Annotated in this window: 28 protein-coding genes; 19 read left to right on the forward strand and 9 right to left on the reverse strand. The window is 71.3% G+C overall.

The features are described from left to right. The first annotated feature begins 201 nt into the window (after positions 1-201). Both BLW84_RS41890 and BLW84_RS41895 read left to right on the forward strand, forming a co-directional pair. Positions 202-414: an RNA-binding S4 domain-containing protein gene (locus BLW84_RS41890; RefSeq protein ID WP_093277647.1), complete on the forward strand. Its 213-nt coding sequence runs from the start codon at positions 202-204 to the stop codon at positions 412-414. Between the two features lie 223 nt (positions 415-637). After that, positions 638-970 (forward strand): glyoxalase superfamily protein, encoded by a 333-nt coding sequence (locus tag BLW84_RS41895; protein ID WP_093277704.1) that lies wholly within the window; start codon positions 638-640, stop codon positions 968-970. Positions 971-1,033: 63 nt separating this feature from the next. On the opposite strand, the gene BLW84_RS41900 is transcribed toward BLW84_RS41895, so the two are convergent. Beyond that, positions 1,034-1,399, reverse strand: coding sequence for a HesB/IscA family protein (locus tag BLW84_RS41900; RefSeq protein ID WP_093277650.1), 366 nt, complete (start codon positions 1,397-1,399; stop codon positions 1,034-1,036). A 226-nt stretch (positions 1,400-1,625) separates the two neighbouring features. Here BLW84_RS41900 and BLW84_RS41905 point away from each other — a divergent pair, with 226 nt between their 5' ends. From BLW84_RS41905 to cobS, 4 genes are all read left to right on the forward strand, one after another. Further along, positions 1,626-2,264, forward strand: a complete 639-nt coding sequence (locus tag BLW84_RS41905; RefSeq protein ID WP_093277652.1) for a DUF3043 domain-containing protein — start codon at positions 1,626-1,628, stop codon at positions 2,262-2,264. Positions 2,265-2,374: 110 nt separating this feature from the next. Continuing rightward, positions 2,375-2,920: a bifunctional adenosylcobinamide kinase/adenosylcobinamide-phosphate guanylyltransferase gene (gene cobU / locus BLW84_RS41910; RefSeq protein ID WP_093277655.1), complete on the forward strand. Its 546-nt coding sequence runs from the start codon at positions 2,375-2,377 to the stop codon at positions 2,918-2,920. Positions 2,921-2,938: 18 nt separating this feature from the next. After that, entirely contained in the window at positions 2,939-4,030 is a 1,092-nt protein-coding gene (cobT, locus tag BLW84_RS41915; protein WP_177226990.1) for a nicotinate-nucleotide--dimethylbenzimidazole phosphoribosyltransferase, read from the forward strand. Continuing rightward, on the forward strand, positions 4,027-4,779 hold the full coding sequence (gene cobS, locus BLW84_RS41920) for an adenosylcobinamide-GDP ribazoletransferase (RefSeq protein ID WP_218157693.1): 753 nt from the start codon (positions 4,027-4,029) through the stop codon (positions 4,777-4,779). The genes cobT and cobS overlap by 4 nt, the downstream gene beginning before the upstream one ends. A gap of 545 nt (positions 4,780-5,324) precedes the next feature. Here cobS and BLW84_RS41925 read toward each other — a convergent pair. Further along, on the reverse strand, positions 5,325-6,428 hold the full coding sequence (locus BLW84_RS41925; protein WP_093277657.1) for a branched-chain amino acid aminotransferase: 1,104 nt from the start codon (positions 6,426-6,428) through the stop codon (positions 5,325-5,327). Between the two features lie 156 nt (positions 6,429-6,584). On the opposite strand from BLW84_RS41925, the gene BLW84_RS41930 reads away from it, so the two are divergent. Continuing rightward, entirely contained in the window at positions 6,585-6,881 is a 297-nt protein-coding gene (locus tag BLW84_RS41930) for a hypothetical protein (protein ID WP_093277712.1), read from the forward strand. Positions 6,882-6,926: 45 nt separating this feature from the next. Here the strand turns inward: BLW84_RS41930 and BLW84_RS41935 are convergent, their stop codons facing one another. Both BLW84_RS41935 and BLW84_RS41940 read right to left on the reverse strand, forming a co-directional pair. Then, positions 6,927-7,601 carry a ribonuclease FAU-1 family protein gene (locus tag BLW84_RS41935; RefSeq protein WP_093277660.1) on the reverse strand — a complete coding sequence of 225 codons (675 nt, stop codon included), beginning with the start codon at positions 7,599-7,601 and terminating at the stop codon, positions 6,927-6,929. Positions 7,602-7,609: 8 nt separating this feature from the next. Next, positions 7,610-8,857, reverse strand: a complete 1,248-nt coding sequence (locus tag BLW84_RS41940; RefSeq protein WP_093277662.1) for an APC family permease — start codon at positions 8,855-8,857, stop codon at positions 7,610-7,612. Positions 8,858-9,051: 194 nt separating this feature from the next. On the opposite strand from BLW84_RS41940, the gene BLW84_RS41945 reads away from it, so the two are divergent. Together BLW84_RS41945 and BLW84_RS41950 are read left to right on the forward strand one after the other, a co-directional pair. Further along, entirely contained in the window at positions 9,052-10,545 is a 1,494-nt protein-coding gene (locus tag BLW84_RS41945) for a leucyl aminopeptidase (RefSeq protein WP_093277664.1), read from the forward strand. Positions 10,546-10,691: 146 nt separating this feature from the next. Continuing rightward, positions 10,692-11,192, forward strand: a complete 501-nt coding sequence (locus BLW84_RS41950; protein WP_093277666.1) for an OsmC family protein — start codon at positions 10,692-10,694, stop codon at positions 11,190-11,192. Positions 11,193-11,238: 46 nt separating this feature from the next. Here BLW84_RS41950 and BLW84_RS41955 read toward each other — a convergent pair whose 3' ends face one another. Further along, complete coding sequence (locus BLW84_RS41955) at positions 11,239-11,583, reverse strand: oxidoreductase (RefSeq protein ID WP_093277669.1); 345 nt, start codon at positions 11,581-11,583, stop codon at positions 11,239-11,241. 264 nt (positions 11,584-11,847) lie between these two features. Here BLW84_RS41955 and lpdA point away from each other — a divergent pair, with 264 nt between their 5' ends. The 6 genes from lpdA to BLW84_RS41985 all read left to right on the forward strand — a co-directional run bounded on the left by lpdA (position 11,848) and on the right by BLW84_RS41985 (position 18,667). Further along, entirely contained in the window at positions 11,848-13,218 is a 1,371-nt protein-coding gene (lpdA, locus tag BLW84_RS41960) for a dihydrolipoyl dehydrogenase (RefSeq protein ID WP_093277671.1), read from the forward strand. Between the two features lie 54 nt (positions 13,219-13,272). Beyond that, positions 13,273-15,012, forward strand: coding sequence for a 2-oxoglutarate dehydrogenase, E2 component, dihydrolipoamide succinyltransferase (sucB, locus tag BLW84_RS41965; protein ID WP_093277674.1), 1,740 nt, complete (start codon positions 13,273-13,275; stop codon positions 15,010-15,012). Positions 15,013-15,320: 308 nt separating this feature from the next. Next, positions 15,321-16,208: a TIGR01777 family oxidoreductase gene (locus BLW84_RS41970; RefSeq protein WP_093277677.1), complete on the forward strand. Its 888-nt coding sequence runs from the start codon at positions 15,321-15,323 to the stop codon at positions 16,206-16,208. 43 nt (positions 16,209-16,251) lie between these two features. Continuing rightward, complete coding sequence (gene lipB, locus BLW84_RS41975) at positions 16,252-16,998, forward strand: lipoyl(octanoyl) transferase LipB (protein WP_093277679.1); 747 nt, start codon at positions 16,252-16,254, stop codon at positions 16,996-16,998. Positions 16,999-17,072: 74 nt separating this feature from the next. After that, positions 17,073-18,179: a serine hydrolase gene (locus BLW84_RS41980; protein WP_093277681.1), complete on the forward strand. Its 1,107-nt coding sequence runs from the start codon at positions 17,073-17,075 to the stop codon at positions 18,177-18,179. Positions 18,180-18,193: 14 nt separating this feature from the next. Beyond that, positions 18,194-18,667, forward strand: a complete 474-nt coding sequence (locus BLW84_RS41985) for an ArsR/SmtB family transcription factor (RefSeq protein WP_093277683.1) — start codon at positions 18,194-18,196, stop codon at positions 18,665-18,667. A gap of 42 nt (positions 18,668-18,709) precedes the next feature. Here the strand turns inward: BLW84_RS41985 and BLW84_RS41990 are convergent, their stop codons facing one another. Both BLW84_RS41990 and BLW84_RS41995 read right to left on the reverse strand, forming a co-directional pair. After that, positions 18,710-19,711 (reverse strand): LLM class F420-dependent oxidoreductase, encoded by a 1,002-nt coding sequence (locus tag BLW84_RS41990; protein WP_093277686.1) that lies wholly within the window; start codon positions 19,709-19,711, stop codon positions 18,710-18,712. 49 nt (positions 19,712-19,760) lie between these two features. Further along, positions 19,761-20,357, reverse strand: a complete 597-nt coding sequence (locus tag BLW84_RS41995; RefSeq protein WP_093277688.1) for a TetR/AcrR family transcriptional regulator — start codon at positions 20,355-20,357, stop codon at positions 19,761-19,763. Positions 20,358-20,475: 118 nt separating this feature from the next. Between BLW84_RS41995 and BLW84_RS42000 the strand changes: the two genes are divergently transcribed. After that, the gene (locus tag BLW84_RS42000; protein WP_093277691.1) at positions 20,476-20,967 is read left to right on the forward strand and encodes a hypothetical protein; all 492 of its coding nucleotides are present in this window, start codon (positions 20,476-20,478) and stop codon (positions 20,965-20,967) included. A 98-nt stretch (positions 20,968-21,065) separates the two neighbouring features. Here the strand turns inward: BLW84_RS42000 and BLW84_RS42005 are convergent, their stop codons facing one another. Beyond that, positions 21,066-21,854 (reverse strand): MmyB family transcriptional regulator, encoded by a 789-nt coding sequence (locus BLW84_RS42005; protein ID WP_093277694.1) that lies wholly within the window; start codon positions 21,852-21,854, stop codon positions 21,066-21,068. A 106-nt stretch (positions 21,855-21,960) separates the two neighbouring features. On the opposite strand from BLW84_RS42005, the gene BLW84_RS42010 reads away from it, so the two are divergent. After that, complete coding sequence (locus tag BLW84_RS42010) at positions 21,961-22,383, forward strand: VOC family protein (protein ID WP_218157694.1); 423 nt, start codon at positions 21,961-21,963, stop codon at positions 22,381-22,383. Here BLW84_RS42010 and BLW84_RS42015 read toward each other — a convergent pair. Further along, a complete protein-coding gene (locus tag BLW84_RS42015) occupies positions 22,376-23,209 on the reverse strand; it encodes a hypothetical protein (RefSeq protein WP_143061306.1) in 834 nt (277 codons plus the stop codon). The two genes, BLW84_RS42010 and BLW84_RS42015, sit on opposite strands and share 8 nt — an antisense overlap. Positions 23,210-23,311: 102 nt before the next feature. Here BLW84_RS42015 and lipA point away from each other — a divergent pair, with 102 nt between their 5' ends. Together lipA and BLW84_RS42025 are read left to right on the forward strand one after the other, a co-directional pair. Then, complete coding sequence (gene lipA, locus BLW84_RS42020) at positions 23,312-24,313, forward strand: lipoyl synthase (protein WP_093277702.1); 1,002 nt, start codon at positions 23,312-23,314, stop codon at positions 24,311-24,313. A 112-nt stretch (positions 24,314-24,425) separates the two neighbouring features. Beyond that, a partial coding sequence (locus BLW84_RS42025) for a helix-turn-helix domain-containing protein (RefSeq protein WP_177226991.1) occupies positions 24,426-24,698 on the forward strand: 273 nt, incomplete at its 3' end.

Consider the following 24,698-nt stretch of genomic DNA (forward strand, 5'->3'; position numbering starts at 1 on the left):
AATTATTGCAACAATGCTTGACTGGTCCAATGTGGACACGAGGCGGATCGATCTCGGTCAAGGCAGCGCGAGGAGACGCCATTTCCGCAGCCACAACACCGCTCAGCGGCAAACCGGCAGCACTGGGTGACCGTGCGTGCACCGAGCGCAGCGCCGTGCCCGGCCCGGCCGCGTACCGGGCGCGCGGCGGACAATGGCGGCATGCGCGAAGTGGAGATCCGGGACGACATGATCCGGCTCGGACAGCTGTTGAAGCTGGCGGGCCTCGTCGAGCACGGAGCAGAGGCGAAGGAGCTGCTGGAGGACGGCCAGGTCGAGGTCAACGGCGCGGTCGAGACCCGCCGCGGCAAGCAGCTGGTCGACGGCGACGAGGTGCTCCTCGGCGGCGAGATCGTCCGGGTGGTCACCCGCTGACGGCCGCTACCTCAGGCGGAAGACGAAGGGCGCCTTTGCCGAACTACTCGGCAAGGGCGCCCTTCGCGGTCACAGCGCCTCGTGCACGATGCGGCCGCCGACGATCGTGCAGGCCACCCCGAGATCCGGCAGCTCGTCCGGGGCACAGGTGAGCTATCACGGCCTACATCGCGGGTCTGCCCGATCCCGCGTGACCGGCGGCGCCGGCTGGGACGATGGCGGCATGAACGAGGAAGTCATCCCGATCCTCCGCGTCGCGGATGCCGCCACCGCGGTCGAGTGGTACGAGCGGTTGGGCTTCGCCGCGCAGTGGGAACACCGCTTCGAACCCGGGCTGCCCGCCTTCGTCGAGGTGGCCCGCGGCGCGTTGAAGCTGTTCCTGTCCGAGCACGAGGGCGACGCCCGCCCGGACACGCTGGTGTACCTCCGGGTTCGCGACCTGGATGCCGTCGCGGAGGCGTTCGGCGCCCAGATCGAGCACGCCGACTGGGGCCGCGAGATCGAACTGCGCGACCCCGACGGCAACCGGCTGCGGGTGGGCGCGCCGCCGGCTTGAGCCTGAAAAGCAAGAAGGCCGGTGCCCACGGGCACCGGCCTCATGCCAGATCGGCTTGCTCGATCAGTGGAACGAGTCGCCGCAGGCGCACGAACCACCGGCGTTCGGGTTGTCGATGGTGAAGCCCTGCTTCTCGATGGAGTCGACGAAGTCGATCACCGCGCCCTGCAGGTAGGGAGCGCTCATCCGGTCGACGACCACGCCCAGGCCCTCGAAGTCGCGCCGGACGTCTCCGTCGAGGCTCCGCTCATCGAAGAAGAGCTGGTAGCGCAGGCCCGCGCAACCGCCGGGCTGCACGGCGATGCGCAGGTGCATGTCGTCGCGGCCCTCCTGCTCCAGCAGGGCCTTGGCCTTGTGGGCAGCCGAGTCGGTCAACGTGACACCGTGGGCGGGCGCCTCGCTCTCGGTCGTGGTGTTCGGCGCGGTCATGGACTCTCCCTAGAGGTCTCGCTCATCCGATTCCGGCGTGTGGTGCAACCACACCAGGGCTCGGGCTATTCCCACGGGCGCCGCCCGGGGGAGCTTGTCTTGTCTCCTCCGCCCATGGTGGCACAGCCACCCGCCTAGCTGGTGTGATGTGGCCGCCCGATGTCTGTTCCGCCGTAGCTGTCCGGTCTGCTGCAGCCCCGGCCGTGGCGTCGAATACCCTGTTGGAGTGAGGTTCCTTCGCCGTAGCAGCGCTGAGCAGACCGCCACCACCGAGTCCGATACCGAGACCGGTCCGGCTGCGGCGGAGCATGCCCCCAATCACACCCCCAAGAAGGGGAAGCCGACGCCGAAGCGCCGGGAGGCGGAAGGCAAGCGGCGCGGCCCGGTCCCGCCGCCGCCGAAGACCCAGCGCGAGGCGGTCAAGCGGGCACGCGGCAACAAGGACGAGCGCCGCCAGGCGGCGAAGGAACGCCGCGAGCGGATGATGCAGGGCGACGACCGCTACCTGATGCCCCGCGACAAGGGCCCGGTGCGCGCGTACGTCCGCGACCTCGTCGACACCCGGCGACACCTGATGGGCCTGTTCATGCCGCTGGTGCTGATCGTGTTCGCCACCACGCTGGCGCAGAACCTGGTGATCCAGCAGTACGCGACGCTGTTCTGCATGGTGCTGCTGGTGATGATGGTCGTCGAGGGCACCCTGCTCGGCCGCTACGTGAACAAGCGGGTCCGCGCGAAGTACCCGGACGCCAAGGACCGCCCGTTCTCCCTGGGCTGGTACGCCTTCACCCGGGCGATGCAGATCCGCAAGCTCCGGGTCCCCCGCCCCCGCTACACCCCCAAGGACATCGCCAAGGTCGCTTGATCCCGGCACTACCGCGGGCGTCGCACCCGGCCGAGGCGAGCCGATCTTCCACGCCTGGTTCCGGGTAGCGTCGCGGCGACGTCGTAGGTACGGGACCGGAGGTCTAGCTGGTGGGTGTGCGCACTCTGGTGCTCGGTGGGGCTCGGTCCGGCAAGTCCGCGCACGCCGAGGGATTGGCGCAGGCCGATGCGCCTGTCACCTACGTCGCCACCGCGCGGCGGGATCCGGACGACCTCGAGTGGGCCGAGCGGATCGCTTCGCACGTCGCCCGGCGGCCCGACACCTGGCAGACCGTCGAGGCCGGGGACGCCGATTCGCTGCTGCGCGTGCTGGCCGGGGCACCTCCCGGCGCGACGGTGCTGGTCGATGACCTGGCCACCTGGTTGACCGGGGTGCTCGACGACGCCGGTGCGTGGGATCGCGATCCGGCCGCTCTCGACGTCGTGGCCGGGCACTGCGCCGCGCTCGTCGAGGCCGTCGCCCGGTGTTCCGCGCGGGTCGTGCTCGTTTCCGCCGAGGTCGGCCTCGGGGTCGTTCCCGCGACCAGGTCTGGAAGGCTGTTCCGGGACGAACTCGGCTCGCTCAACGCCCGGCTGGCCGAGGTCTGCGACGAGGTCGTCCTGCTCGTCGCCGGGCTCCCGCTCCGGCTGCGCTGATTCAACGGAGGTTTTCGCTTGTCCACCGACGACCAGAACCAGTCCGGCCCGATCGGGTTCCCGGCGGTGCCGCCTGCCGACGAGCAGGCCCGCCGGCAGGCGGTCGCCCGGCACGAGCAGCTGACCAAGCCCGCCGGCTCGCTGGGGCGGTTGGAGGAACTCGGCGTCTGGGTGGCGGCCCGGCAGGGCACCTGCCCGCCGCGCCCGTTCGCCCGCCCCCGCGTGATCGTCTTCGCCGGGGACCACGGCATCGCGGCGCACGGCGTCTCGGCCTACCCCAGCGACGTGACCGGCCAGATGGTCGGCAACTTCCTCAGCGGCGGCGCGGCGGTCAACGCGCTGGCCGCCGGGTCAGGCGCGACGGTGCGCGTGGTGGACATGGCGGTCAACACCGACACACCGCCGGTGGTCAGCGCGCACAAGGTGCGTCGCGGGTCGGGTTCGATCGACCGGGAGGACGCCCTCACCGCCGCCGAGGTGGACGCCGCGATCAACGCCGGGCGCACCATCGCCGACGAGGAGATCGACTCCGGCGCCGACCTGCTCATCGCCGGGGACATGGGCATCGGCAACACCACCCCGGCCGCGGTGCTGATCTCCGCGCTCACCGGAACCGAGCCGGTGGCTGTCGTCGGCCGCGGCACCGGCATCGACGACAACGCCTGGATGCGCAAGACCGCCGCGATCCGCGACGCGCTGCGCCGCGCCAGGAAGGTGCTCAACGACCCGGTGGCGCTGCTGCGGACCTCCAGCGGCGCCGACATCGCCGCGCTGGCCGGATTCCTCGCGCAGGCGGCCGTGCGGCGCACGCCGGTGCTGCTGGACGGGGTCGTGGTGGGCGCGGCGGCGCTGGTCGCCGAGGAGCTCGCGCCGGGCGCCCGGCAGTGGTGGCTCGCCGGGCACCGCTCCGCCGAACCGGGCGGGCCGCTGGTGCTCGACCACCTCGACCTCAACCCGATCCTCGACCTGCAGATGCGGCTCGGCGAAGGTTCCGGAGCGCTCACCGCGCTGCCGGTGGTCACCGCCGCGGTGCGGGTGCTGCGGGAAATGGCCACCTTCGCCGAAGCCGGCGTCGTCGGTCCGACCGAGGCCACCGGCCCGACGGCGTGACGGTGCTGGACGGCCTGCGCCTGGCGGTGTCGTGGCTGAGCGTGCTGCCGGTACCGGCGCAGCGCGTCGACGACCCCACCTGCCGCCAGGCGATCTCCTTCGCTCCGCTCGTCGGCGCGCTGGTCGGCGCTTTCGGCGCCGCCGCGCTCTGGGCGCTGACCGCGCTCGGCGCTCCCCCGCTGCTGGCCGGGCTGCTCACCGTCGGCGTCCTGGTGCTGGTCACGCGGGGCATGCACGTGGACGGCCTGGCGGACACAGTGGACGGTCTCGGTTGCTACGGGCCGCCGGAGCGCGCGCTGACCGTGATGCGCGACGGCGGGGCCGGGCCGTTCGCGGTGGTCGCGCTGATCCTCGTGCTCGGCGTCCAGGCGGCCAGCCTCGCCGAGCTGGTGCACGCGCCGCTGACGCTCGTCCTGGCCTGCGCCGTCGGTCGCGCCGGATTCGTGCTGTGCTGCCGGACCGGGGTGCCTGCCGCGCGCCCGGAAGGCATGGGTGCGCTGGTGGCGGGCAGCCAGCCGACGTGGCTCGTCACCGCCTGGTGGCTCGCCCTGCTCGCGGTGGCCGGCGTCGGCTTCGGCTGGCAGGCGGCCCTCGCCGTCGTCCTCGCCGCGGCCCTGCTGCTCGCGTTCACCTGGCACACGCGGCGCCGTTTCGGCGGAATCACCGGAGACGTCCTAGGCGCCGCCTCCGAACTCGCGACAACGACAGTCCTCGCGACAACGGCGGTCCTCGCCACACCCATCGCCTGACCGGACCGCAATTTCCATCGAGCGTTTTTCATCCTCTACGCGGAAGGCCTGTGTCCTGGGTCGTGAGTGGCCATGGCTGCTATGGCAACCATGGGCACTCACGACCCCTGCGCATTCGAGACCTGGCCTGACGCCGCGGACCAGGATGAAAAAGGCACATGAAATCGAAGGTTCGATTTCAATGAGGTTTTTCCAACCTCGTTCTGCGTGGCGGTGCGGGTGGCGGAACCTCAGAGGCTCCCTGGTCTGTGGGTGCCCCTCCTGATGTATGTCCGATACACGGCGGAGGGGCCGTCCTCGCCGAGGGAGCCCCGAAGGGGTGGGCGCCGTGAACCCGCGGCGGTGCAGGTGTCGTAGGTGGGCTATGCGCCTGCGGCGCATGCGACACCCCATCGACGTGCAGCTTTGCGACCCGCGACTGCGGGCTCACCAGGATGAAAAACGCTCAATGGAAATTGCGGACCTTCGGCGTGCCGACACCCGACACGCCGAAGGCTGTGGACAACTCCCGCAATTCCATTGAAATTGCGGACAACCCGTGGCCGTCAGCCGAGCTTGGTCATCCAGCCGTGTGTGTCGGCGACGGTGCCGTGCTGGATGCCGGTGAGGCGCTCGCGCAGCTTCATCGTCACCTCGCCCGGCTGGCCGTTGGCGACGGTGAACTCGCCGTCGCGGTGCTTGACGTGGCCGACAGGGGTGATCACCGCGGCGGTGCCGCAGGCGAAGACCTCGGTGAGCTCACCGGTGGCGGCCTTCTTCTCCCACTCCTCGACGGTGACCTTCCGCTCCTCCACCTGCATGCCGAGCTCCTTGCCCAGCTCCAGCAGCGACGAGCGGGTCACGCCGGGCAGCAGGCTGCCGCTGAGCGCCGGGGTCACCAGGCGCGCGTCCGAACCCGAGCCGAACACGAAGAACAGGTTCATGCCGCCCATTTCCTCGACGACGTGCCGCTCGCACGCGTCGAGCCACACCACCTGGTCGCAGCCCTTCTCCACGGCCTCGGCCTGCGCGGCGAACGACGCCGCGTAGTTGCCCGCGAACTTCGCCGCGCCGGTGCCGCCGGGGGCCGCGCGCACGTACTCGTGGCTCAACCACACGGTGACCGGCTTGATGCCGCCGGCGAAGTACGAGCCGGCCGGCGAGGCGATCACCGCGTAGAGGTAGGCGTTGGCCGGGTTGTTGACGCCGAGGCCGATCTCGGTGGAGATCATGAACGGCCGCAGGTAGAGCGAGCTCTCCTCGGCGGTCGGCACCCAGGCACCGTCCACGGCGATCAGCTCGCGCAGCGACTCGACGAACAACTCCTCGGGCAGCTGGGCCATCGCGATCCGCTGCGCCGAACGCTGGAACCGCCGCGCGTTCGCGTCGGGGCGGAACGCCGCGATCGAACCGTCGGGCTGGCGGTAGGCCTTCAGCCCCTCGAAGATCGCCTGCGCGTAGTGCAGGACCGAGGTCGCCGGGTCGAGCTGCAGCGAGTGGTAGGGCTCCACGGCGGCGTCGTGCCAGCCGCGTTCGTCCGTCCACTTGATGGTCACCATGTGGTCGGTGAAGTACCGTCCGAATCCCGGATTCGCCAATACTTCCGCACGGCGCTCGTCGCTGGCCGGTTGCGGGTTGGGGGTCCGGGTGAATGACAGCGCTTCAGTCATGCGCGTACCGTATCGCGCGCCTCGGAGCAGTGGAAACCCGATCTACGGAACTTGGTCGTCCAAATATCCGTCGTCCGCTTACTCACCGCTGAAGGAACGCCACCGTTCGTGATGCGAGGCGGTGGAACCGTACCTGCCGACGCCTATGATGTGACCATGACGCACGCCCAGAACACCCCGGTCCCGGTGGGGCCAACGACGACGTCGCAAGACGTGCTGGCCGCCACCCTGGCGGCGCTGCTGCCGCTGGGCGGCGGCATGCTGGTGATGCTCGGCTACTCGTGGCTCGACATCTTCGGCTTGATCCTGGGCATCGCCGGAGCGGCCGGCTGGGCCTACTGGTGGCGCAACAAGCACAAGTCGTTCTTCCCGAAGGACTTGCGCGGCGGCTCGGTCGGCGGGATCGGCGCCCTGGTCGCCGTCATCGGCATCCTGCTGTTCATCTCGCTCTGACACCTCGGGCCGGGCGCCTTCGGGAAGGCACCCGGCCCGGGTGCATCAGGCGATCAGCAGTCCCTCCGGGAGGGACGGAAGTGCCCACTTCGGATCGGGCGCGGCGTCGCAGTAGGTCCCGTCGAACGGGAACCGGCCCGCTTCGGCCAGCGCGATCATGTGCTCACCCTCCGACCGGAGCCGGTCCAGGTGCTGCTCGTCGAACCGGCCCGCGGCCAGCGCGTCGGCGAGCTCGTGTTCGTCCTTCCAGGACCAGCAGCCGTCGGGGAACACCTCGACGTCGAGCACGCCGTCGACGCGCCGGACGCCGGTGGCGTCCCGGCCCAGCGGCACTTCGAGGTTGACGTACCAGTTGCGGAAGGTGCCATCGGGCTCGAAGAACCACCAGACCGACGCCCAGCGGTGCTCGTACACCAGGCGCAGCGTCGAGGTGCCGTGCCAGGTCGACCTGGCTGGCACCCGCGGCCCGTTGAAGCGCTCCGCCAACGGCATCTGGCGCGGCGAGCGACCGTCCGGGGAGGTGGTGACCCGGATCGGCGTCCCGTCCAGAACCCAGCAGAGCAGGTGGGCGCCGTCGTCCTCGACCACCCGTGCCGGGTGGACGGTGCCGAGCGAACCGTCCAGCCGCCAGAAGTTGTAGTGAACTTCGTCGCCAGGCGCCCACTTATGCGATACGCCGGTGGATTTCAGGGGAATGTTGGCAACACTCGTCTTGAGCATGACCCGCCTCATCTCCAGCGACGGGACACACCTCCCGTCGCCAAAGGACCGACAACAACGACAACAAGCGTCGCAAGCATCGCAGAAATCGGCATGCTCATAGCCAGTACGACGGAGAGCCCCATCCCCAGGCAGGCCCCGCGCATCGGCCAGGGCCCGCCGTCCGCCAGCAGCAGCCGGGCACCGGCGTTCGCGAAGGCGTAGTGCACGAGCATGCAACAGGCCGCGAACGCCATCGCCGGAATGGGCTCCACCAGCAGTGCGATCGCCGCAGCGGCGACACCGGCAGCCAGGTCCAGCACGTAAGGCGTCCCGGCGCTGCCGGTGCGGCCTAAGAGGCTCGGCAGGTCTCGGTCGTGCACGAGGGCCAGCGCCGTCCCGCGGAACGACTCCAGCGCGCCCAGCAGCACCGGCAGCAGCGCCACCGCCGCGCCGACGCCGACCAGCGGCGCGAGATCGGCGGCCGCGGCGGCGGTCAGCACCTCGCGGATCGGCATCGGCGTCAACGCCAACCGCGACCAGCCCAGCTGGTGGACCAGCGCAGCGGTCACCGCCGACAGCACCACGACGAGTGCGACCAACGAGATCGCGATGCCGCGCTTCATCGACGACCAGGCGAACCGGTCCTGCTCCGCGGCGGGCGCGGTCAACCGCTCGAAGCCGAGGAATGCGAAGAAAAGCACCGCGGCCGCGCCGGTGATGCCCACCGCGCTGTCGGCCAGCGGGCGCCCGGCCGCAATCGGCGGCACGGGTTCGATCGCGAAGCAGGTGACCACCACGAGGCCGAGCACCGCGACGGTCAGCGCGAGCCAGATCCAGGCGGCCGCGCCCCGGATCCGCAGCCCCGCCGTCGCCGAGAGCACGACCAGCAGCACCGCTACCGCGGCGACCTGCGGCGCGGCCGAGGGCAGGAACAAGTCGCCCAGCACGCGCGCGATCGCGGCCATCCCGGCGACCTGCCCGGCCAGGTAGGCGCTGGCCCCGACCCGCGACGGCACCACGCCCACCCTGGCCCGCACGCACACGTAAACCGCGCCGGGCACGCGGTAGGCCTCGGCCTGGTACGCGGTCGACGACGCCGAGCACACGACGGCCGCCAGCGCGATCAGCAGCCCGAACGGCAGCCATGGTCCGGCCGCGGCGGCCGCCGGCGCCGGTGCCACGAACACCCCGGCGCCGAGCATCCCGCCGAGCGCGAGCGGGATCGCACCGAGGCCAGATGCGAGTCGGCCGGCCGATTCAACCTGTTGGGCCACGGGACCACCCTTACAGACGAACGCCGATGCGTGCAGCCGCCTGTCGGCTGACGCGAGAGTAGTCACGACCGAGTGCCCGAGCGCACCGCAACGCCGACCGCTGTCCTGGTCGAATTCGCAGTTGCCGAGCGTTCTAGAGTGCGAAGAGCTTTGCTGACACCGCAGCGTTGACGCGTTACCCGGAGGATGACCACGTGACGACCCCGAAACTCGCCCTCACCGACACGGCGGTGGCCAAGCTGACCGCGGACGCGCTCGTCGTCGGAACCGTCCAGGGCACCGACGGCCTGCGGCTCGCGCCCGGCACCGACCAGGTCGCCGCCGCGTACGGCGGAGACCTGGCGAAGGTCCTCGTCTCGCTGGGCGCGACCGGCAAGGCGGACGAGGTCGTCAAGCTGCCCGCGGGCGACAAGCTGCGCGCCGGGATCCTGGTGGCGGTCGGGCTGGGCAAGCCCGCGGCCAACGGCGGGGTTTCCGGCGAAGCGGTGCGCCGGGCGTCCGGCGCCGCGGCCCGCGCGCTCGGCGGCGTCGAGCACGCCGCCACGGCGCTGTCCGCTGTTGACCTCTCGGCCGCGGTGCAGGGCACGGTGATGGGCGCCTACGCCTACACCGAGTACAAGTCGCAGTCGGGCGACGCCCCGGTGTCCAAGGTGGACTTCCTGGTCGGCGACGCCAAGGCGGACGCGAACGCGCACGCGCTGAAGGGCGCCGCCGCGATCGGCGAGGCCGTCAACACCGCCCGAGACTTCATCAACACCCCGCCCAACGACCTGTTCCCGGCGTCCTTCGCTGAGCGCGCCGCCGAACTGGGGCGCGCCGCGGGCCTCGAAGTCGAGGTGCTCGACGACAACGCGCTGCGCAAGCAGGGCTTCGGCGGCATCCTCGGCGTCGGCGCCGGTTCCGCCCGCCCGCCGCGCCTGGTGCGGCTGCGGCACAAGGGCCCGAAGGCGGCCAAGAAGGTCGCGCTGATCGGCAAGGGCATCACCTTCGACACCGGCGGCATCTCGCTGAAGCCCGCCGCGAGCATGGAGGAGATGACCTCGGACATGTCCGGGGCCGCCGCGGTGATCGCCACCATGCTGCTGGCCGCCCGGCTCAACTACCCGCTGGACATCACCGCGACCGTGCCGATGGCCGAGAACATGCCGTCGGGCACGGCGTACCGCCCGGGCGACGTGCTGACCATGTACGGCGGCAAGACCGTCGAGGTGCTCAACACCGACGCCGAGGGCCGGCTGATCCTGGTCGACGCCATCACCCGCGCCTGCGAGGACGAGCCGGACTACCTGATCGAGACGTCCACGCTGACCGGCGCGCAGGTGGTGGCGCTGGGCAAGCGCACGCCCGGCGTGATGGGCAGCGAGGACTTCCGGGACCGGGTGGCGCGGCTGTCGCAGGCCGTCGGCGAGGGCGGCTGGCCGATGCCGCTGCCGGAGGAGCTGCGCGGCGACCTGGACTCCAAGCTCGCCGACCTGGCGAACATCACCGGGCACCGCTGGGGCGGCATGCTCGCCGCGGGCATCTTCATCGAGGAGTTCGTCGCCGACGGCGTGCAGTGGACGCACCTGGACATCGCGGGCCCGTCGTACAACACGAGCGCGCCGTGGGGCTACACGCCCAAGGGCGGCACGGGCGTCCCGGTCCGCACCATCGCGGCGGTCCTCGCCGACATCGCCGACCGGGGCTGACCGGAGCACCCGTCCCGACGGGGTCGTGGGTCCGCCGATCCACGGCCCCGCGCGGCGAGTAGTCCTACTCCGCCGAGGTGGCGTATTTGTGACGTGAAACTCAAAAGGATCACCACTGCCCCGCACCGCGGTGTCACGATGGGTCGATGACCGATACGAAACCGGCCGCGCCCAGCACGGCCCGGCACGGCTACCAGGTCGACGTGGTGTGGACCGGCAACACCGGACAGGGCACCAGCTCCTACCGCAGCTACGAACGCACCCACGAGGTGCGCGCGGCGGGCAAGGACGCCATCGACGCATCCGCGGATCCGGTCTTCCTCGGCGACGCGGACCGGTACAACCCGGAAGAACTGCTGGTCGCATCGCTGTCGCAGTGCCACATGCTCTGGTTCCTGCACCTGGCCGCGGACTGCGGCGTGGTGGTCACCGGCTACCACGACCAGGCGCGCGGGATCCTCGCCGAGAACCCCGACGGCTCCGGCCAGTTCGAAGAGGTGCGGCTCGCGCCCCAGGTCACGGTGGCCGACCGGGCGAGCGTGGACGTGGCGGAGGCGCTGCACGAGCGCGCCCACGAGCTCTGCTACATCGCGAAGTCGGTGACCTTCCCGGTCAACTGCACCCCGACCACCCGAATCGCGAACTGACGATCGAAGCCGTTCCTGACTCGCCCTGCATCCACGGCGAACGGCCCTAGCCGTCGGAGGCCTTGCGATCGCGGTCGCGGAGGATGCGCTGGCGGGCCTGGTAGTCCCGCATCCGCTGCGGGTAGCCGACCTTGGCCACCTCGTAGAGCGGGATGCCGATCTTGCGGGTCAGCCGGTGCGCCGCCGCCGGGCCGTCCACCCGCCGCCGGGTCCACTCACCGTCGTGCGCGATGAGCATCAGCGTCGTCTCGGTCACCGTCGTGCGCGGCTCCAGGTACCCCTCGACGCCGCGGCGCTGCGCGGCCCAGCCGATCAGGTGCTCGGTGTCCGCCGAGCTTGCGCCGCGCATCACACCGGAACGCTTCCTGCGGAACCGGTCGAACAGGCCCACCGGACTCGCCTCCCGTCGCTCCGGATGTGGAACAGCAGACGTTTCGATGATGCCATCGCCCACATGGGGCGTGTGTGAAAAGCGTTCACTCCTGGTTGATCGGCGCCGACCTCGCGGTTGTGATCCACGGCAGTGCAGCGCAGATCACCCGGCCCACGTCGCGTACGCCCGTCGTGTGGTGACAAGATGGCTCTCAGGCGCCCGTGAACGTCCTGTTCCGGCGACGCCATCAGCTAGTCAACGATGCCTGTCGAGGAGTGCGAAGTGACCGACACGTCCGCCGATCTGGTCATTCTCGGCGGCGGTTCGGGCGGCTACGCCTGCGCCTTCCGCGCGGCCGAGCTAGGCCTGTCCGTCGTCCTTATCGAAAAGGACAAGCTCGGTGGGACGTGCCTGCACCGCGGCTGCATCCCGACCAAGGCACTGCTGCACGCCGCCGAGGTGGCCGACTCCGCCCGCGACGCCGACCAGTTCGGCGTCCGCGCCGCCCTCGAGGGCATCGACATCGACGGCGTCAACAAGTACAAGGACGGCGTCGTCGCCGGCCTGTACAAGGGCCTGCAGGGCCTGGCCAAGGCCCACAAGGTGACCTTGGTCGAGGGCGCCGGGACGCTGGTCGACGCCAAAACCGTCGAGGTCAACGGCACCCGGTACACCGGCAAGAACGTCGTCCTGGCCACCGGCTCCTACTCCAAGACGCTGCCGGGCCTGGAGCTCGGCGGCCGGGTCATCGCCAGTGAGCAGGCCCTGAACCTCGACTTCATCCCGGAGAAGGTCGTCGTGCTCGGCGGCGGCGTGATCGGCGTCGAGTTCGCCAGCGTGTGGCGCTCCTTCGGCGCCGACGTGACCATCGTCGAAGCCCTCCCGCACCTGGTGCCCAACGAGGACGAATTCGTCTCCAAGCGCCTGGAGCGGGCCTTCCGCAAGCGCGGCATCAAGTTCAAGACCGGCGTGAAGTTCACGGGAGCGACCCCGACCGCCGCGGGTGTGTCGGTGAGCCTGGAGAACGGCGAGACCTACGACGCCGACCTGCTGCTGGTCGCGGTCGGCCGCGGCCCGAACACCGCCGGGCACGGCTTCGACGCCGCCGGCGTGCACATGGAGCGCGGCTTCGTCCGCACCGACGAGCGGCTGCGCACCAACCTGCCGGGCGTCTACGCCGTCGGCGACATCGTGCCCGGCCTGCAGCTGGCGCACCGCGGTTTCCAGCAGGGCATCTTCATCGCCGAGGACATCGCGGGACTCAACCCGCAGCCGATCGACGAGGCCGGCATCCCGCGGGTGACCTACTGCCACCCCGAGGTCGCCTCGGTGGGCCTGACGGAGGCCGCGGCGAAGGAGCAGTACGGCTCGGTCGAGACGTTCACCTACGACCTGGCCGGCAACGGCAAGAGCCAGATCCTCAAGACCCAGGGCGCGGTCAAGCTGGTCCGCGCCACGGACGGCCCGGTGGTCGGCCTGCACCTGGTCGGCGACCGCGTCGGTGAGCTCATCGGCGAGGCGCAGCTGATCTACAACTGGGAAGCACTGCCAGAGGACGTCGCTCCCCTGGTGCACGCCCACCCCACCCAGACCGAAGCCCTGGGCGAGGCACACCTCGCCCTGGCCGGCAAGCCGCTGCACGTGCACGGCTGACGTCGGCTCCATAGTCAGCCAGCACCCCGCCACACCACGAGGAGTCAGCAACAGATGGCCTTCTCCGTTCAGATGCCGGCACTCGGCGAGAGCGTCACCGAGGGAACGATCACCCGGTGGCTCAAGCAGGAGGGCGAGACCGTCGAGGTCGACGAGCCGCTCCTGGAAGTCTCCACCGACAAGGTCGACACCGAGATCCCGTCGCCCGCCGCCGGCGTGCTCCAGCGCATCGTCGCCCAGGAAGACGACACCGTCGAGATCGGCGCCGAGCTCGCCGTGATCGCCGACAGCGGCGAAGCAGCGGCGCCCGCTCCGGCCGCCGCCCCGGCCGAGCCCGCAGCCCCGGCACCCGCCGCGGAGCAGCCCGCCCCGCCGCAGCCGGCGGCCCCGGCGCCCGCTCCCGCTGCCGCCCCGGCTCCGGCCGGCGGCGCGACCGGCACGGACGTCAACATGCCGGCGCTCGGCGAGAGCGTCACCGAAGGCACCGTGACCCGGTGGCTCAAGCAGGTCGGCGAGACCGTCGAGGTCGACGAGCCGCTGCTGGAGGTCTCCACCGACAAGGTCGACACCGAGATCCCGTCGCCGGTGGCCGGCACGCTGCTGGAGATCGCCGCCGGTGAGGACGACACCGTCGAGGTCGGCGCCAAGCTCGCCGTGATCGGCGCCGCTGGCGCGGCTCCGGCCCCGGCTGCGCCGCCCGCCCCGCCGGCTCCGGCTCCGGCTCCGGCTGCTGCCGCGCCGACTCCCGCCGCGCCGCCGGCCCCGCCTGCGCCCCCGGCCCCCGCTCCGGCCGCGCCGCCTGCGGCTCCGGCCCCGGCCGCGCCTGTCGAGCCGGTTTCGGTCGGCGGTGCGCCGTACGTGACGCCGCTGGTCCGGAAGCTGGCCAACGAGCACGGCATCGATCTGTCCGCGATCAAGGGCAGCGGTGTCGGCGGCCGGATCCGCAAGCAGGACGTGCAGGCCGCGATCGACGCCAAGCAGGCTCCGGCGCCGGCCGCCACTGCCGCCCCCGCCGCCGCTGCACCGGCCGCTCCGGTGCCGTCCGCCGAGCCGTCGGCGGAGGCCAAGGCGCTGCGCGGCACGACGCAGAAGATGTCCCGCCTGCGCCAGCTGCTGGCCCGCCGGATGGTCGAGTCGCTGCAGACCGCGGCGCAGCTGACCACGGTGATCGAGGTCGACGTGACCCGCATCGCCCGGCTGCGGGACCGCGCCAAGGCGAACTTCGAGGCCGCCGAGGGCGTCAAGCTGTCGTTCCTGCCCTTCTTCGCCAAGGCCGCGGCCGAGGCGCTGAAGCTGCACCCGAAGCTGAACGCCTCGATCGACGACGAGAACAAGCAGGTCACCTACCACGGTGCCGAGCACCTGTCGGTCGCGGTGGACACCGAGCGCGGCCTGGTCTCGCCGGTGATCCACGACGCCGGGGACCTCAACCTCGGCGGGCTGGCCCGCAAGATCGCCGACCTGGCGGCGCGGACCCGGAACAACAAGATCAAGCCGGACGAGCTCTCCGGCGGCACCTTCACCATCACCAACACCGGTAGCCGCGGCGCGTTGTTCGACACGCCGATCCTGAACCCGCCGCAGGTGGGCATGCTCGGCACCGGCGCCGTGGTGAAGCGCCCGGTGGTGGTCGCCGACGAGAACGGTGGCGACACGATCGCGATCCGCTCGATGGTCTACCTGGCGCTGACCTACGACCACCGGCTGGTCGACGGCGCGGACGCCGCCCGCTTCCTCGCCACGCTCAAGCAGCGACTGGAAGAAGGCGCCTTCGAGGCCGACCTCGGCCTGTAAGAGCTGTTTCGAAGGCGGTTTGCTCAGCGGTGCAGGTGGCGGAACCTCAGGCGCCTTCTCGCTGTGGGATCCCCGACCTCATGAATGCCAATTCACCACGTCGGGGCTGTCCTCGCGAGAAGACGTCTGAGAACCCGCAGCGGTGCAAGCTGCGTCCCACACCGCAAGCGGCTACCGCAGCTTATGAAGCAGAACCTGTGATCCGGCGATAGCGAAAGGGCCGCTCACCTCTTCGGTGGGCGGCCCTTTCGCTTCGATCCCGGCGGAATCGCTCGCACCGCGCCCGCCGGTGCGGGACGATTCCTGGCATGCGCGTGGTTGTGGCCGGTTCGTCCGGGTTGATCGGCACGTCCCTGGTAGCCGCATTGCGGCAGGCCGGGCACGAGGTGGTCCGGCTGGTTCGCCGGCTCCCGACCGCCCCCGACGAGCGGGGCTGGGATCCGGAAGGAGGGCAGCTCGACGCGGACGCGCTGGACGGCGCCGACGCGGTCGTGAACCTCTGCGGCGCGGGCATCGGCGAAAGGCGCTGGAGCCCGGAGCGCAAGCGGCAGCTGGTGCACACCCGGGTGCGGCCGACCGAGGTGCTCGCCAAGGCCGTCGCCGAGCAGGGCGTCCCGGTGCTGGCGAACGGGTCGGCCGTCGGGTTCTACGGCGACAGCGGTTCGAAGCCGGTGACCGAGACGTCCGAGCCGGGCTCCGACTTCCTCGCCGACCTGTGCCAGCACTGGGAGGCGGCGACCAAGCCGGCCGCGGACGCCGGCGTGCGCGTGGTGCGGCTGCGCTCCGGTCTGGTGCTCGCCCCTTCCGGCGGGCTGCTCGGTCAGCTCCGGCCGCTGTTCTCGATGCTGCTCGGCGGTCGTCTCGGCGGCGGCACCCAGTACATGTCGTGGATCTCGCTGGACGACGAGGTCGGCGCCATCCGGTTCGTGCTGGAGCGGCCCGAGGTGTCCGGCCCGGTCAACCTCACCGGCCCGGCGCCGGTCACCAACGCGGAGTTCACCCGCGCGCTGGGCGAGGCGCTGGGGCGACCGGCGCCGTGGATCGTGCCGGGCTTCGCGCTCCGGATCGCCCTCGGCGAGCTCGCCGACCAGGCGCTGACCGGGCAGCGCGCGTTGCCAACGGTGCTGGAGTCGGAGGGTTTCGCGTTCCAGCACCCGTCGATCGGGGCGGCGCTGGCGGCGGCCGTCTCGTCGTGAGCCTTCGGGCGTCTCCGCTGGACCCGGGGCGTAGCCTGGCCGCGTGAGTCGTGCCAACACTTCGTGCCGCGCATCCGCCGATCCGATGGCCGTGCGCAACCTGGGAACCATCGACTACCTCTCCGCCTGGGACCTGCAGCGCGAGCTGGTCAACGGCCGCGCCGAGGGGCTGAACCCGGACACCCTGCTGCTGCTGGAGCACCCGTCGGTCTACACGGCGGGCAAGCGCACCTCGCCGGAGGACCGCCCGACGGACGGGACGCCGGTCATCGACGTCGACCGCGGCGGCAAGATCACCTGGCACGGCCCGGGGCAGATCGTCGGCTACCCGATCGTGCAGCTGGCGGACCCGATCGACGTGGTCGACTACGTCCGCCGCCTGGAGCAGGCGCTGATCTGGGTGTGCGACCAGTTCGGGCTGAACGCGGGCCGGGTCGAGGGCCGCAGCGGTGTCTGGTTGCCGGCCGACGACGGCCGCCAGGAGCGCAAGATCGCGGCCATCGGCATCCGGGTGCAGCGCGGCATCACGATGCACGGGCTGGAGCTGAACTGCAACGCCGACCTGACCAACTTCGACCGGATCGTGCCGTGCGGCATCGCCGACGCGGGCACCACCTCGCTGAGCGCGGAGCTCGGCCGGACGGTCGAGGTGGCCGAGGCGATGCCGCTGGTCGAGAAGGCCGTGCGGGACGCGTTGGACGGGACGCTGCCGGTCAGCGAGCGCAACATCCCGCGCGAGCAGCCGACCGCGGCCGGGGTGACGCTCTCGCTGGACCCGAGCCTGCGCTGATCGGGGCCAGCTGACGAACGAAAATCCACTTCTCTAGTATTCTGGAATTACGGACTACTAGAGGAGTGGATGTCATGCCGCTGTCCCGCCGCCGCCTGCTCGCCGCCACCGGGGCCGCCATGCCGCTGCTGCTGGCCGCGCCCTCGGCCGTCGCGCAACCGGCCACCACCCCGCCTGACCTGGCGACTCCCGAGGGCTGGCTGACCTGGATCAGCGCGAACCGCGACGGGCTCGGCCTCGTGGTCGACGACGGGCGCGGCAACCGGCTGCTGCACCGCGCGGACGCCGCACAGCCGCTCGCCTCGGCCGTCAAGGTCGTGCACCTGGCCGCCTACTCAGCCGCCGTCGCCGAGGGCGAGCTGGACCCGAAGGAGCAGATCCGCCTCGGCGACTGGGAACGCTGCTACGTGCCGACCGACGGCTATGCGCACGCGACCACGCTCAAGCACCTCGGCATCCCCACGGATTCCACCGGCCTGTACGCGGCGGACCCCGACCACCGGGTCACGCTCGACGACATGGCCTCGGCCATGATCATGTTCAGCGACAGCGCGGTCCCCGACTTCCTGCGCAACCGCCTCGGCGACGCCGCGCTGCGCAAGGCCGCGGCGGCCGGCGGCTGGGCGCGGCCGGACATCCGCTCCATGTGCGCGGAGTACCTGTTCCTGCTGCCCGAGTTCGCGCCACCGGCGCAGCTGCCCACCCCGGCCCGGCGAATCTTCGGCTACGCCCTGGAGCAGCGCTACAGCAACGACGCCGACCTGCGCAAACGCGTGCTGGACCGGCTGATGCGCGACGGCCTGCCGCCGTACGGCCAGCAGCTCAGGTGGGGCTCGAAGACGATGTCGTCGACCGCGAGGCAGCTGGCCTCGCTGCACCGCGCAATCGCCACCGGCGGTGTCCCGGCCGAGGCCGCCCGCACCCACCTGGAACGCCCGCTCAGCGGCCACCTGCCGCCGGGCGTGCTCGGGATCGGCATGAAGGGCGGCAGCCTGCCCGGAGTCCTGACCTGCGGGATGTCGGTGCGTCGCCAGGACGGCACGGTCGCGTGGGGCGCCCTGCTCGCGCACGGCGACATCGCGCTGGAACAGGTCGGCACCGGCGATCCGGGCCTGCCGCTGCTGCTGGCGATGCAGCAGCCGGAGTGGCGGGACCGGCTTGCACGGGCGCTGGCCGGCTGAGGCAAGCTCGTCCGGTGACATCGGAGGACTTGCACCGGCGGATCGCCGCGCTGGAAGAGCGCGTCGCCGCCCTCGAAGGCACCCGACGGGTCGACGAGGTCGAGCCCAGCGGCGGCGTCGTGCAGTACCAGGGCAGCCTGGTCGAACCGGTCGAGCTGGAGTGGCGCATCCACGTCGACCCGGCCTGGGTGCTCGGCATGGACGACGGCCCGCGCACGGACGTGCTTGCCGCGCTCGGCCACCCGGCCCGGGCCGCGATCGTGCGCTTGCTGGCCCAGCAGGGCTCCCAGCCCGCCGCCGCCTTACAGGAAGCGGCGGGCCTGGGCTCCACCGGGCAGCTCTACCACCACCTGAAGAGCCTGACCGCGTGCGGCCTGGTGGAGCAGGACAAACGCGGCACCTACCGGCTGCGCGCCCAGGCCACGATCCCGGCCCTGATCCTGCTCACCGCGGCCTCCGACATCGCGGGCCAACTCGCAACGCGCTGACCCAGGGGGCACCCGACCCGTGGTCCGCGATTTCAATGGAGATCAGAGCTCTGATTTCCATCGAAATCGCGGGAACCCACCGGGTAGGTCCGGCGCGGAGGTCAGAGCTGGGGCGACCTCGGCGGCGACCAAGTCGAGGTGATCGAGGTCGGCGAGGTCGAGGACCTGGAGGTAGAGCCGGGTGATGCCGGTGCGCTCCCGCCAGGCCCCGATCTTGGCGACGACCTCGTCGGGCGTCCCGGCCAGGCCGTTGAGGCGCAGCTCCTCGGCCTCCCGGCCGATGGCGTCGGCCCGGCGCGAGACCTCCGCGTCGTTCTTGCCGACGCACAGCACCAGCGCCGCGGACCGCACGATCTCCTCCTGCGGCCTGCCGATCGCGGCGCACGCCGCCGCCACCCGCTCGAACTGCTCCGCCGCCGCGTCCAGGCCGACGAACGGCAGGTTGAACTCGTCGGCGAACCGGGCGGCCAGCTCCGGCGTCCGCTTCTTGCCCTGCCCGCCGATCAGCAGCGGCGGCCGCGGCTGCTGCACCGGCTTGGGCAGCCCCGGCGACTCCTCGATCCGGTAGTACCGGCCGTCGTAGTTGAAGTGCTTGCCGGCCGGGGTGCCCCAAAGCCCGGTGATGATCTCCAGCTGCTCGGCGTAGCGGTCGAACCGCTCCTTCAGCGGCGGGAACGGGATGCCGTAGGCGGCGTGCTCCTCCTCGTACCAGCCGGTGCCGAGGCCGAACTCGATGCGCCCGCCGGACATCTGGTCGACCTGCGCGACCGAGATCGCCAACGGACCGGGCAGCCGGAAGGTGCCGGCTGTCATCAGCGTGCCGAGCCGAACCCGGCTGGTCTCGCGGGCCAGCCCGGCCAGCGTCACCCAGGCGTCGGTCGGGCCGGGCTCGCCGGACACCGCCCCCATCTTCAGGTAGTGGTCGGAGCGGAAGAACGCGTCGTAGCCGGTGGCTTCCGCGTGCTTGGCCACGCGCAGCAAGTCGTCGTAGGTCGCGCCCTGCTGGGGCTCGGTGAAGATCCGCAACTTGAAGTGTTCGCTCACGGTTCCCGAGGCTAGTAGCGGGGTTGTGCCCGTGCCGACCGCCGCCCGATCACGTGTTCCGCAGCCCGTCGAGGACCCGCTCGATGCACTCGCCGATGTCGGCGCGGGCCTGCTTGGGCGATTTCGATCCGGCGATCGCGGTGGCGCCCGCCGACAGCGAGCCGAACACCACCCGGGCCAGGGCCTCAACCGGCAGCGGGGCGATCTCCCCCGACTCGACCAGCGTCCCGACCACGCCCCGGACAACGCCGAAGGTGTAGGCCTCCTCCGCCGCCCGCCACCGCTCCCAGCCCATCACCGCGGGCCCGTCCTGCACGACGATGCGCTGGTAGGACGGCTCCAGGCAGACCTCCAGGAAGGCCCGCAGCCCGGACCGGGTGGCCTCCCAGGGGCTGCCGGTGGAGATGACCTCGGCGAGGCGAGCCACCATGCTCGTCTCCACCGCGTCGAAGGCCGCCTCGAACAGCGCCTGCTTCCCGCCGAAGTGGTGGTAGAGCGCGCCCTTGGTGACCCGGGCGCGCTTGGCGATCTCGTCCAGCGAGGTGCCCGCGTAGCCGTGCTCGGTGAACAGCTCGACGGCGGAGTCCACCAGCGCCTGCCTGGTGCTTTCCGAGTACTCCACGCGTCGTGGTCGAGCTGTCGCCATGCTCACAACCCTATGACATACCGGCGGTACGGACTCGTGGTACCGTCGGTACACCAACATACTCTCGGTATGCCGCACACCTGGGGTATCACCCCGGGCCCGATCCCGGAGAGCGAAGATGAGTTGGAACGACTTCCGCCGGCGGCAACAGGCGATCCAGACGGTGCTCGACGACGCGAGCCGAAACCCGTCCGAGGCCCTCACCCATGTGCCCGCGCCCTTCCTCGACGCCACCGATGCGCTGCGCGCCCTGCAGTACAAGTGGACCCAGCAGCTGACCGGCCGCATCGGCGTCGCGCTCGCCGAAACCGATGACACCCCGCACGCCGACCGGGTTCAGGCCGTCACCGCCGCGTGGCGCCGCACCGCGGAGGCCAATCCCGTGCTCCGCGACCTCCTGGACCGGCACGAATCGGATCCGGTGCTGCGCAGCGACATGGCCCGCGAGCACCGGCTGCTCGCCGTCGCCGCCGGACTCGCCGAGCACACCGAACCGGTCGATGACGTGGCCCGCGTCGGCCGCGCGTTCCGGCAGCTGGTGCGCATCACCCCAGAGCCGTCCCCGCAGTGCATCGGCGGCCGACTGCGGAAGCTGATCCCGAGCTTCTGACCGCCCCGGAGCCGGTCACCGCTCGTGAGCACTTTGGAGCGCCATAGCGATCCAAAGTACTCACGACTCTTTGACCAGCGGGAACAGCTCCCCGACGATCAGGCGCGGTGCTGCATCCACAGGCGGGTCTCCGCGTCCGCCGGAGCCTGCACCAGCAACAGCGCGGAACCGTCCGGTTGCAGCAGCGAGCACTCGAAGCGCAGCCGGCGGCCGTCGACCGCCACCGTGACCGGCCAGCCGCCGAACTCTCGGACCGCCCGGCAACTCCACCAGTGCGCGAGGTCCGGGCGCAGCTCCTGCAACCGGTCCACGACGTCGTCGCCCGGGAACCGGTCGGCACGCGCCCGGAACCGGAGGAACAGCTCGTAGAGGAACCGCTCCTCCGGCACCAGCAGGTCCTGCAGCCGCTCGCTCCCGGCGAATGCCAGCAGCAGGTTCGGGCGGCCGGACAGTTCCGGTTCCGGCCACACCGTCGCGTACGCGTCGTTGCCCGCCAGGACGTCGAACCGGTGGTTCAGCACGAGCGCCGGCGTCAGCGGCCAGCTGTCCAGCATCGGCCGCAGCCGCTCGACCACCCCGTCGTCGTCGGCGTCGTCGGACACGAAACCGCCCAGCGCCAACAGGTGCCGCCGCTCGTCGCGCCCCATCCGAAGGGCACCGGCGAGGGCCTGCAGCACCTCGCGCGAGGTCCGCACCCTCCCCTGCTCCAGCCACGTGTACCAGGCCAGGCCGACCCCGGAGGCCGCCGCGACCTCCTCGCGGCGCAGCCCCGGCGTCCGCCGCCGCCCGGTCGCCGGGAGCCCGAAATCGGCCGGATCGAGCCGCTCCCGGCTCGCGCGCAGGAACGCGCCGAGCTCGCGACGCCGGGGGTCCGCTGCGGTGCTCACGTCGCCAGCCTATGACCTGTGATCACCGCATGAACCGGCTGCTGGTCGGCATCCCGGCAGCCGGACAGGCTGGGTCGCGTCCACCCGGAACCGAAAGGAACTGCCCGTGCCCCAACAGCTTTGGCGCCGCGACCCCGATTCCTCGAACCTGCCGCAGCCCCGGACGTTCGTGCGGGTGTTCGTCGCCGCGGAACAGCTCGAACCGACCACGGCCTGGTACGAGCGGCTGCTCGGCGTCGAGCGCGACATGGTCATGCCGTACCCGGAGAAGGACCTCGCGCTCACCGCGGTCGGCGGCTTCCTGATCATCGCGGGCACCGACGAGTCGCTGGCGCCGTTCCGCCGGACCGTCGGCACCCTGCTGGTCCCCGACATCGACCCCTACGAGGAGCGGTTCCGGGCAGAAGGGCTGGAATTCGTCCAGCAGCGGTTCCGCGCCCCCGTCGGCGAGGGCTTCACGGTCCGCCACCCGGACGGCGCGGTGATCGAGTACGTCCACCACCGGCCCGCGGCCCACGAGCTCAGCTGACCGGTTGCGGCGCCCGTCGCACCAGGCTGGGCAGCGGCAACCGGAGTGCGTGCCCGGCGGTCAGCGCCCGCCGGGCACGCACCGACGCGACCATGCCCCGGACCTGGGCCTGCGGTTCGACCGAGCCCTGCCGCACGAGCTCCACCGGCCACGGCAGCACGTGGCAGAGCTTGAGCACGAACACCAGCGGCAGCACCGCGATCTCCGCGAGCAGCTCCAGCGTCGCGCCGGTGAACAGCACCGCGAACCAGAGCAGGAACGGGATGGCGATGATCGCCGAGATCGGATCGTCGCCGAAACCGCTGGGCAGGCTGTCCATCGCGTCCTCGAACGACAGCCTGCGGCGCCACAGGAACCAGCGCCGGCGCCCGTAGGGGCTGAGCTGGTGGGAAACCAGCCGCCACCGCCGCGCGCTGATCTCCACCGGCTGGAGCTCGGCCTGCTCGGCCGCCAGCAGAGCACGCGCGTCGTCCAGCCCCGGATGGGTGCCCAGATGCTCGCGCAGGACCCGGCGCAGCCGGCGAGCCGCGGCCAGGCCGCCCACCCGGATCACACCCGCCCGGCAACCCCGGCTGCTGACCTCCAACCGCCATCCCGTCCCGGCGGCCCGCGCGATCAGCGCGAACGGCAGCAGCACCAGGACGAGCAGCAGCTCCAGCCAGCAGCCCAGCAGCACGGGCACGAGCAGCAGGAGCCAGGCCAGCCGGAGCGCCACCGAGATCGGCCCCTCGCTCAGCCGCGGCCAGCGATCTCCGGCGAGGTGCAGCCGCACGACGCGGGACCACGGCGCCCATCTGAGGCGAACTGCCCAAGAGGTTGTCGACACGACTGTGCAGTATGACGCGTGAGATCGCGCGAACCCGTAGCGCCTGGTAGTGACCCCTCCCACCTTCTCGAACCGGTTGTGTCAGGGGCGTAGCCTGTCGACGTGACTGTCGCGCCGGAGGGCCGGAAGCTGCTGCGGCTGGAAGCCCGCAACAGCCAGACGCCTATCGAGAAGAAGCCGTCGTGGATCAAGACCCGCGCACGGATGGGCCCCGAGTACCAAGAGCTGAAGGGCCTCGTCCGCCGCGAGGGCCTGCACACCGTCTGCGAGGAAGCGGGGTGCCCCAACATCTTCGAGTGTTGGGAGGACCGCGAGGCGACGTTCCTCATCGGCGGAGAGCAGTGCACCCGCCGATGCGACTTCTGCCTGATCGACACCGGGAAACCGGCCGAGCTGGACGTCGAGGAGCCGCGCCGGGTCGCCGAGTCGGTGCAGGCGATGGGGCTGCGCTACTCGACGGTCACCGGGGTCGCCCGCGACGACCTGCCCGACGGCGGCGCGTGGCTGTACGCCGAGACGGTCCGGCAGATCCACGCGATGAACCCGGGCACCGGCGTCGAGCTGCTGATCCCGGACTTCAACGCGGAGCCGGACCAGCTCGCCGAGGTGTTCGGCTCGCGGCCGGAGGTGCTCGCGCACAACCTGGAGACGGTGCCGAGCGTCTTCCGGCGGCTTCGCCCGGCATTCCGCTACGAGCGGTCGCTGAAGGTGATCACGCTGGCCCGCGAGGCCGGCCTGGTGACCAAGTCGAACCTGATCCTGGGCATGGGCGAGACGCCCGACGAGGTGCGCCCGGCGCTGCAGGACCTGCACGACGCGGGTTGCGACATCATCACCATCACCCAGTACCTGCGGCCCAGCCCGCGGCACCACCCGGTGGACCGGTGGGTCCGGCCGGAGGAGTTCGTGGAGCACACCAAGGCCGCCGAGGAGATCGGCTTCCCCGGCGTCATGGCGGGTCCGCTGGTGCGGTCCAGCTACCGCGCCGGCCGCCTGTACGCCAAGGCCACGGTGCACCGCGGCATGCCGCTGCCGGAGAACCTGTCCCACCTGGCCCAGGCCGGCACCGCGGCCCAGGAGGCCACCAGCCTCCTCAACCGCTGACGCTTTCCACGTGAAGGGCACCGCCGGGTGAACTGGTCCCCGGAGGTTGGACTGAGGAATTCAGTTCCGATCTCCGGGGAGCGGTTGTATGGCTGGGCGAAGTTCGTTGAGCGTGGAGCAGCGTGCCGCGGCGATAGGGTTGTTCGATGACGGTTGGGCGGATCGTGCGGTCGCGACCAGGCTTGGTGTGTCTCGCCCGGCGGTGGCCCGGTTGTATGGCCGGTGGCGGGTTCGCGGGGGTGCGGCGCTGGTGAGTAAGCCGTCCAGGCGGGTTTTCACCGTCGAGTTCAAGCTCGAGGTGGTGCGGCGTTTCCTTGCTGGTGAGACGAAGACCGATCTCGCTTGTGAGTTCGATCTGTCGTCGCCGAAGCTGATCGAGACGTGG

It is taken from the genome of Saccharopolyspora shandongensis (assembly GCF_900106995.1).
Lineage (GTDB): Bacteria > Actinomycetota > Actinomycetes > Mycobacteriales > Pseudonocardiaceae > Saccharopolyspora > Saccharopolyspora shandongensis.

What these genes read in the sequence shown, in the direction of transcription:
- BLW84_RS41980 (WP_093277681.1), top strand. Translation starts at nt 17,073, where the DNA reads ATGCCGCTGTCCCGCCGCCGCCTGCTCGCCGCCACCGGGGCCGCCATG.
- BLW84_RS41950 (WP_093277666.1), top strand. Translation starts at nt 10,692, where the DNA reads ATGACCGATACGAAACCGGCCGCGCCCAGCACGGCCCGGCACGGCTAC.
- BLW84_RS41995 (WP_093277688.1), bottom strand. Translation starts at nt 20,357, where the DNA reads ATGGCGACAGCTCGACCACGACGCGTGGAGTACTCGGAAAGCACCAGG.
- BLW84_RS41900 (WP_093277650.1), bottom strand. Translation starts at nt 1,399, where the DNA reads ATGACCGCGCCGAACACCACGACCGAGAGCGAGGCGCCCGCCCACGGT.
- BLW84_RS41930 (WP_093277712.1), top strand. Translation starts at nt 6,585, where the DNA reads ATGACGCACGCCCAGAACACCCCGGTCCCGGTGGGGCCAACGACGACG.
- BLW84_RS41925 (WP_093277657.1), bottom strand. Translation starts at nt 6,428, where the DNA reads ATGACTGAAGCGCTGTCATTCACCCGGACCCCCAACCCGCAACCGGCC.
- BLW84_RS41895 (WP_093277704.1), top strand. Translation starts at nt 638, where the DNA reads ATGAACGAGGAAGTCATCCCGATCCTCCGCGTCGCGGATGCCGCCACC.
- BLW84_RS41970 (WP_093277677.1), top strand. Translation starts at nt 15,321, where the DNA reads ATGCGCGTGGTTGTGGCCGGTTCGTCCGGGTTGATCGGCACGTCCCTG.
- BLW84_RS41935 (WP_093277660.1), bottom strand. Translation starts at nt 7,601, where the DNA reads ATGCTCAAGACGAGTGTTGCCAACATTCCCCTGAAATCCACCGGCGTA.
- sucB (WP_093277674.1), top strand. Translation starts at nt 13,273, where the DNA reads ATGGCCTTCTCCGTTCAGATGCCGGCACTCGGCGAGAGCGTCACCGAG.
- BLW84_RS42000 (WP_093277691.1), top strand. Translation starts at nt 20,476, where the DNA reads ATGAGTTGGAACGACTTCCGCCGGCGGCAACAGGCGATCCAGACGGTG.
- BLW84_RS41890 (WP_093277647.1), top strand. Translation starts at nt 202, where the DNA reads ATGCGCGAAGTGGAGATCCGGGACGACATGATCCGGCTCGGACAGCTG.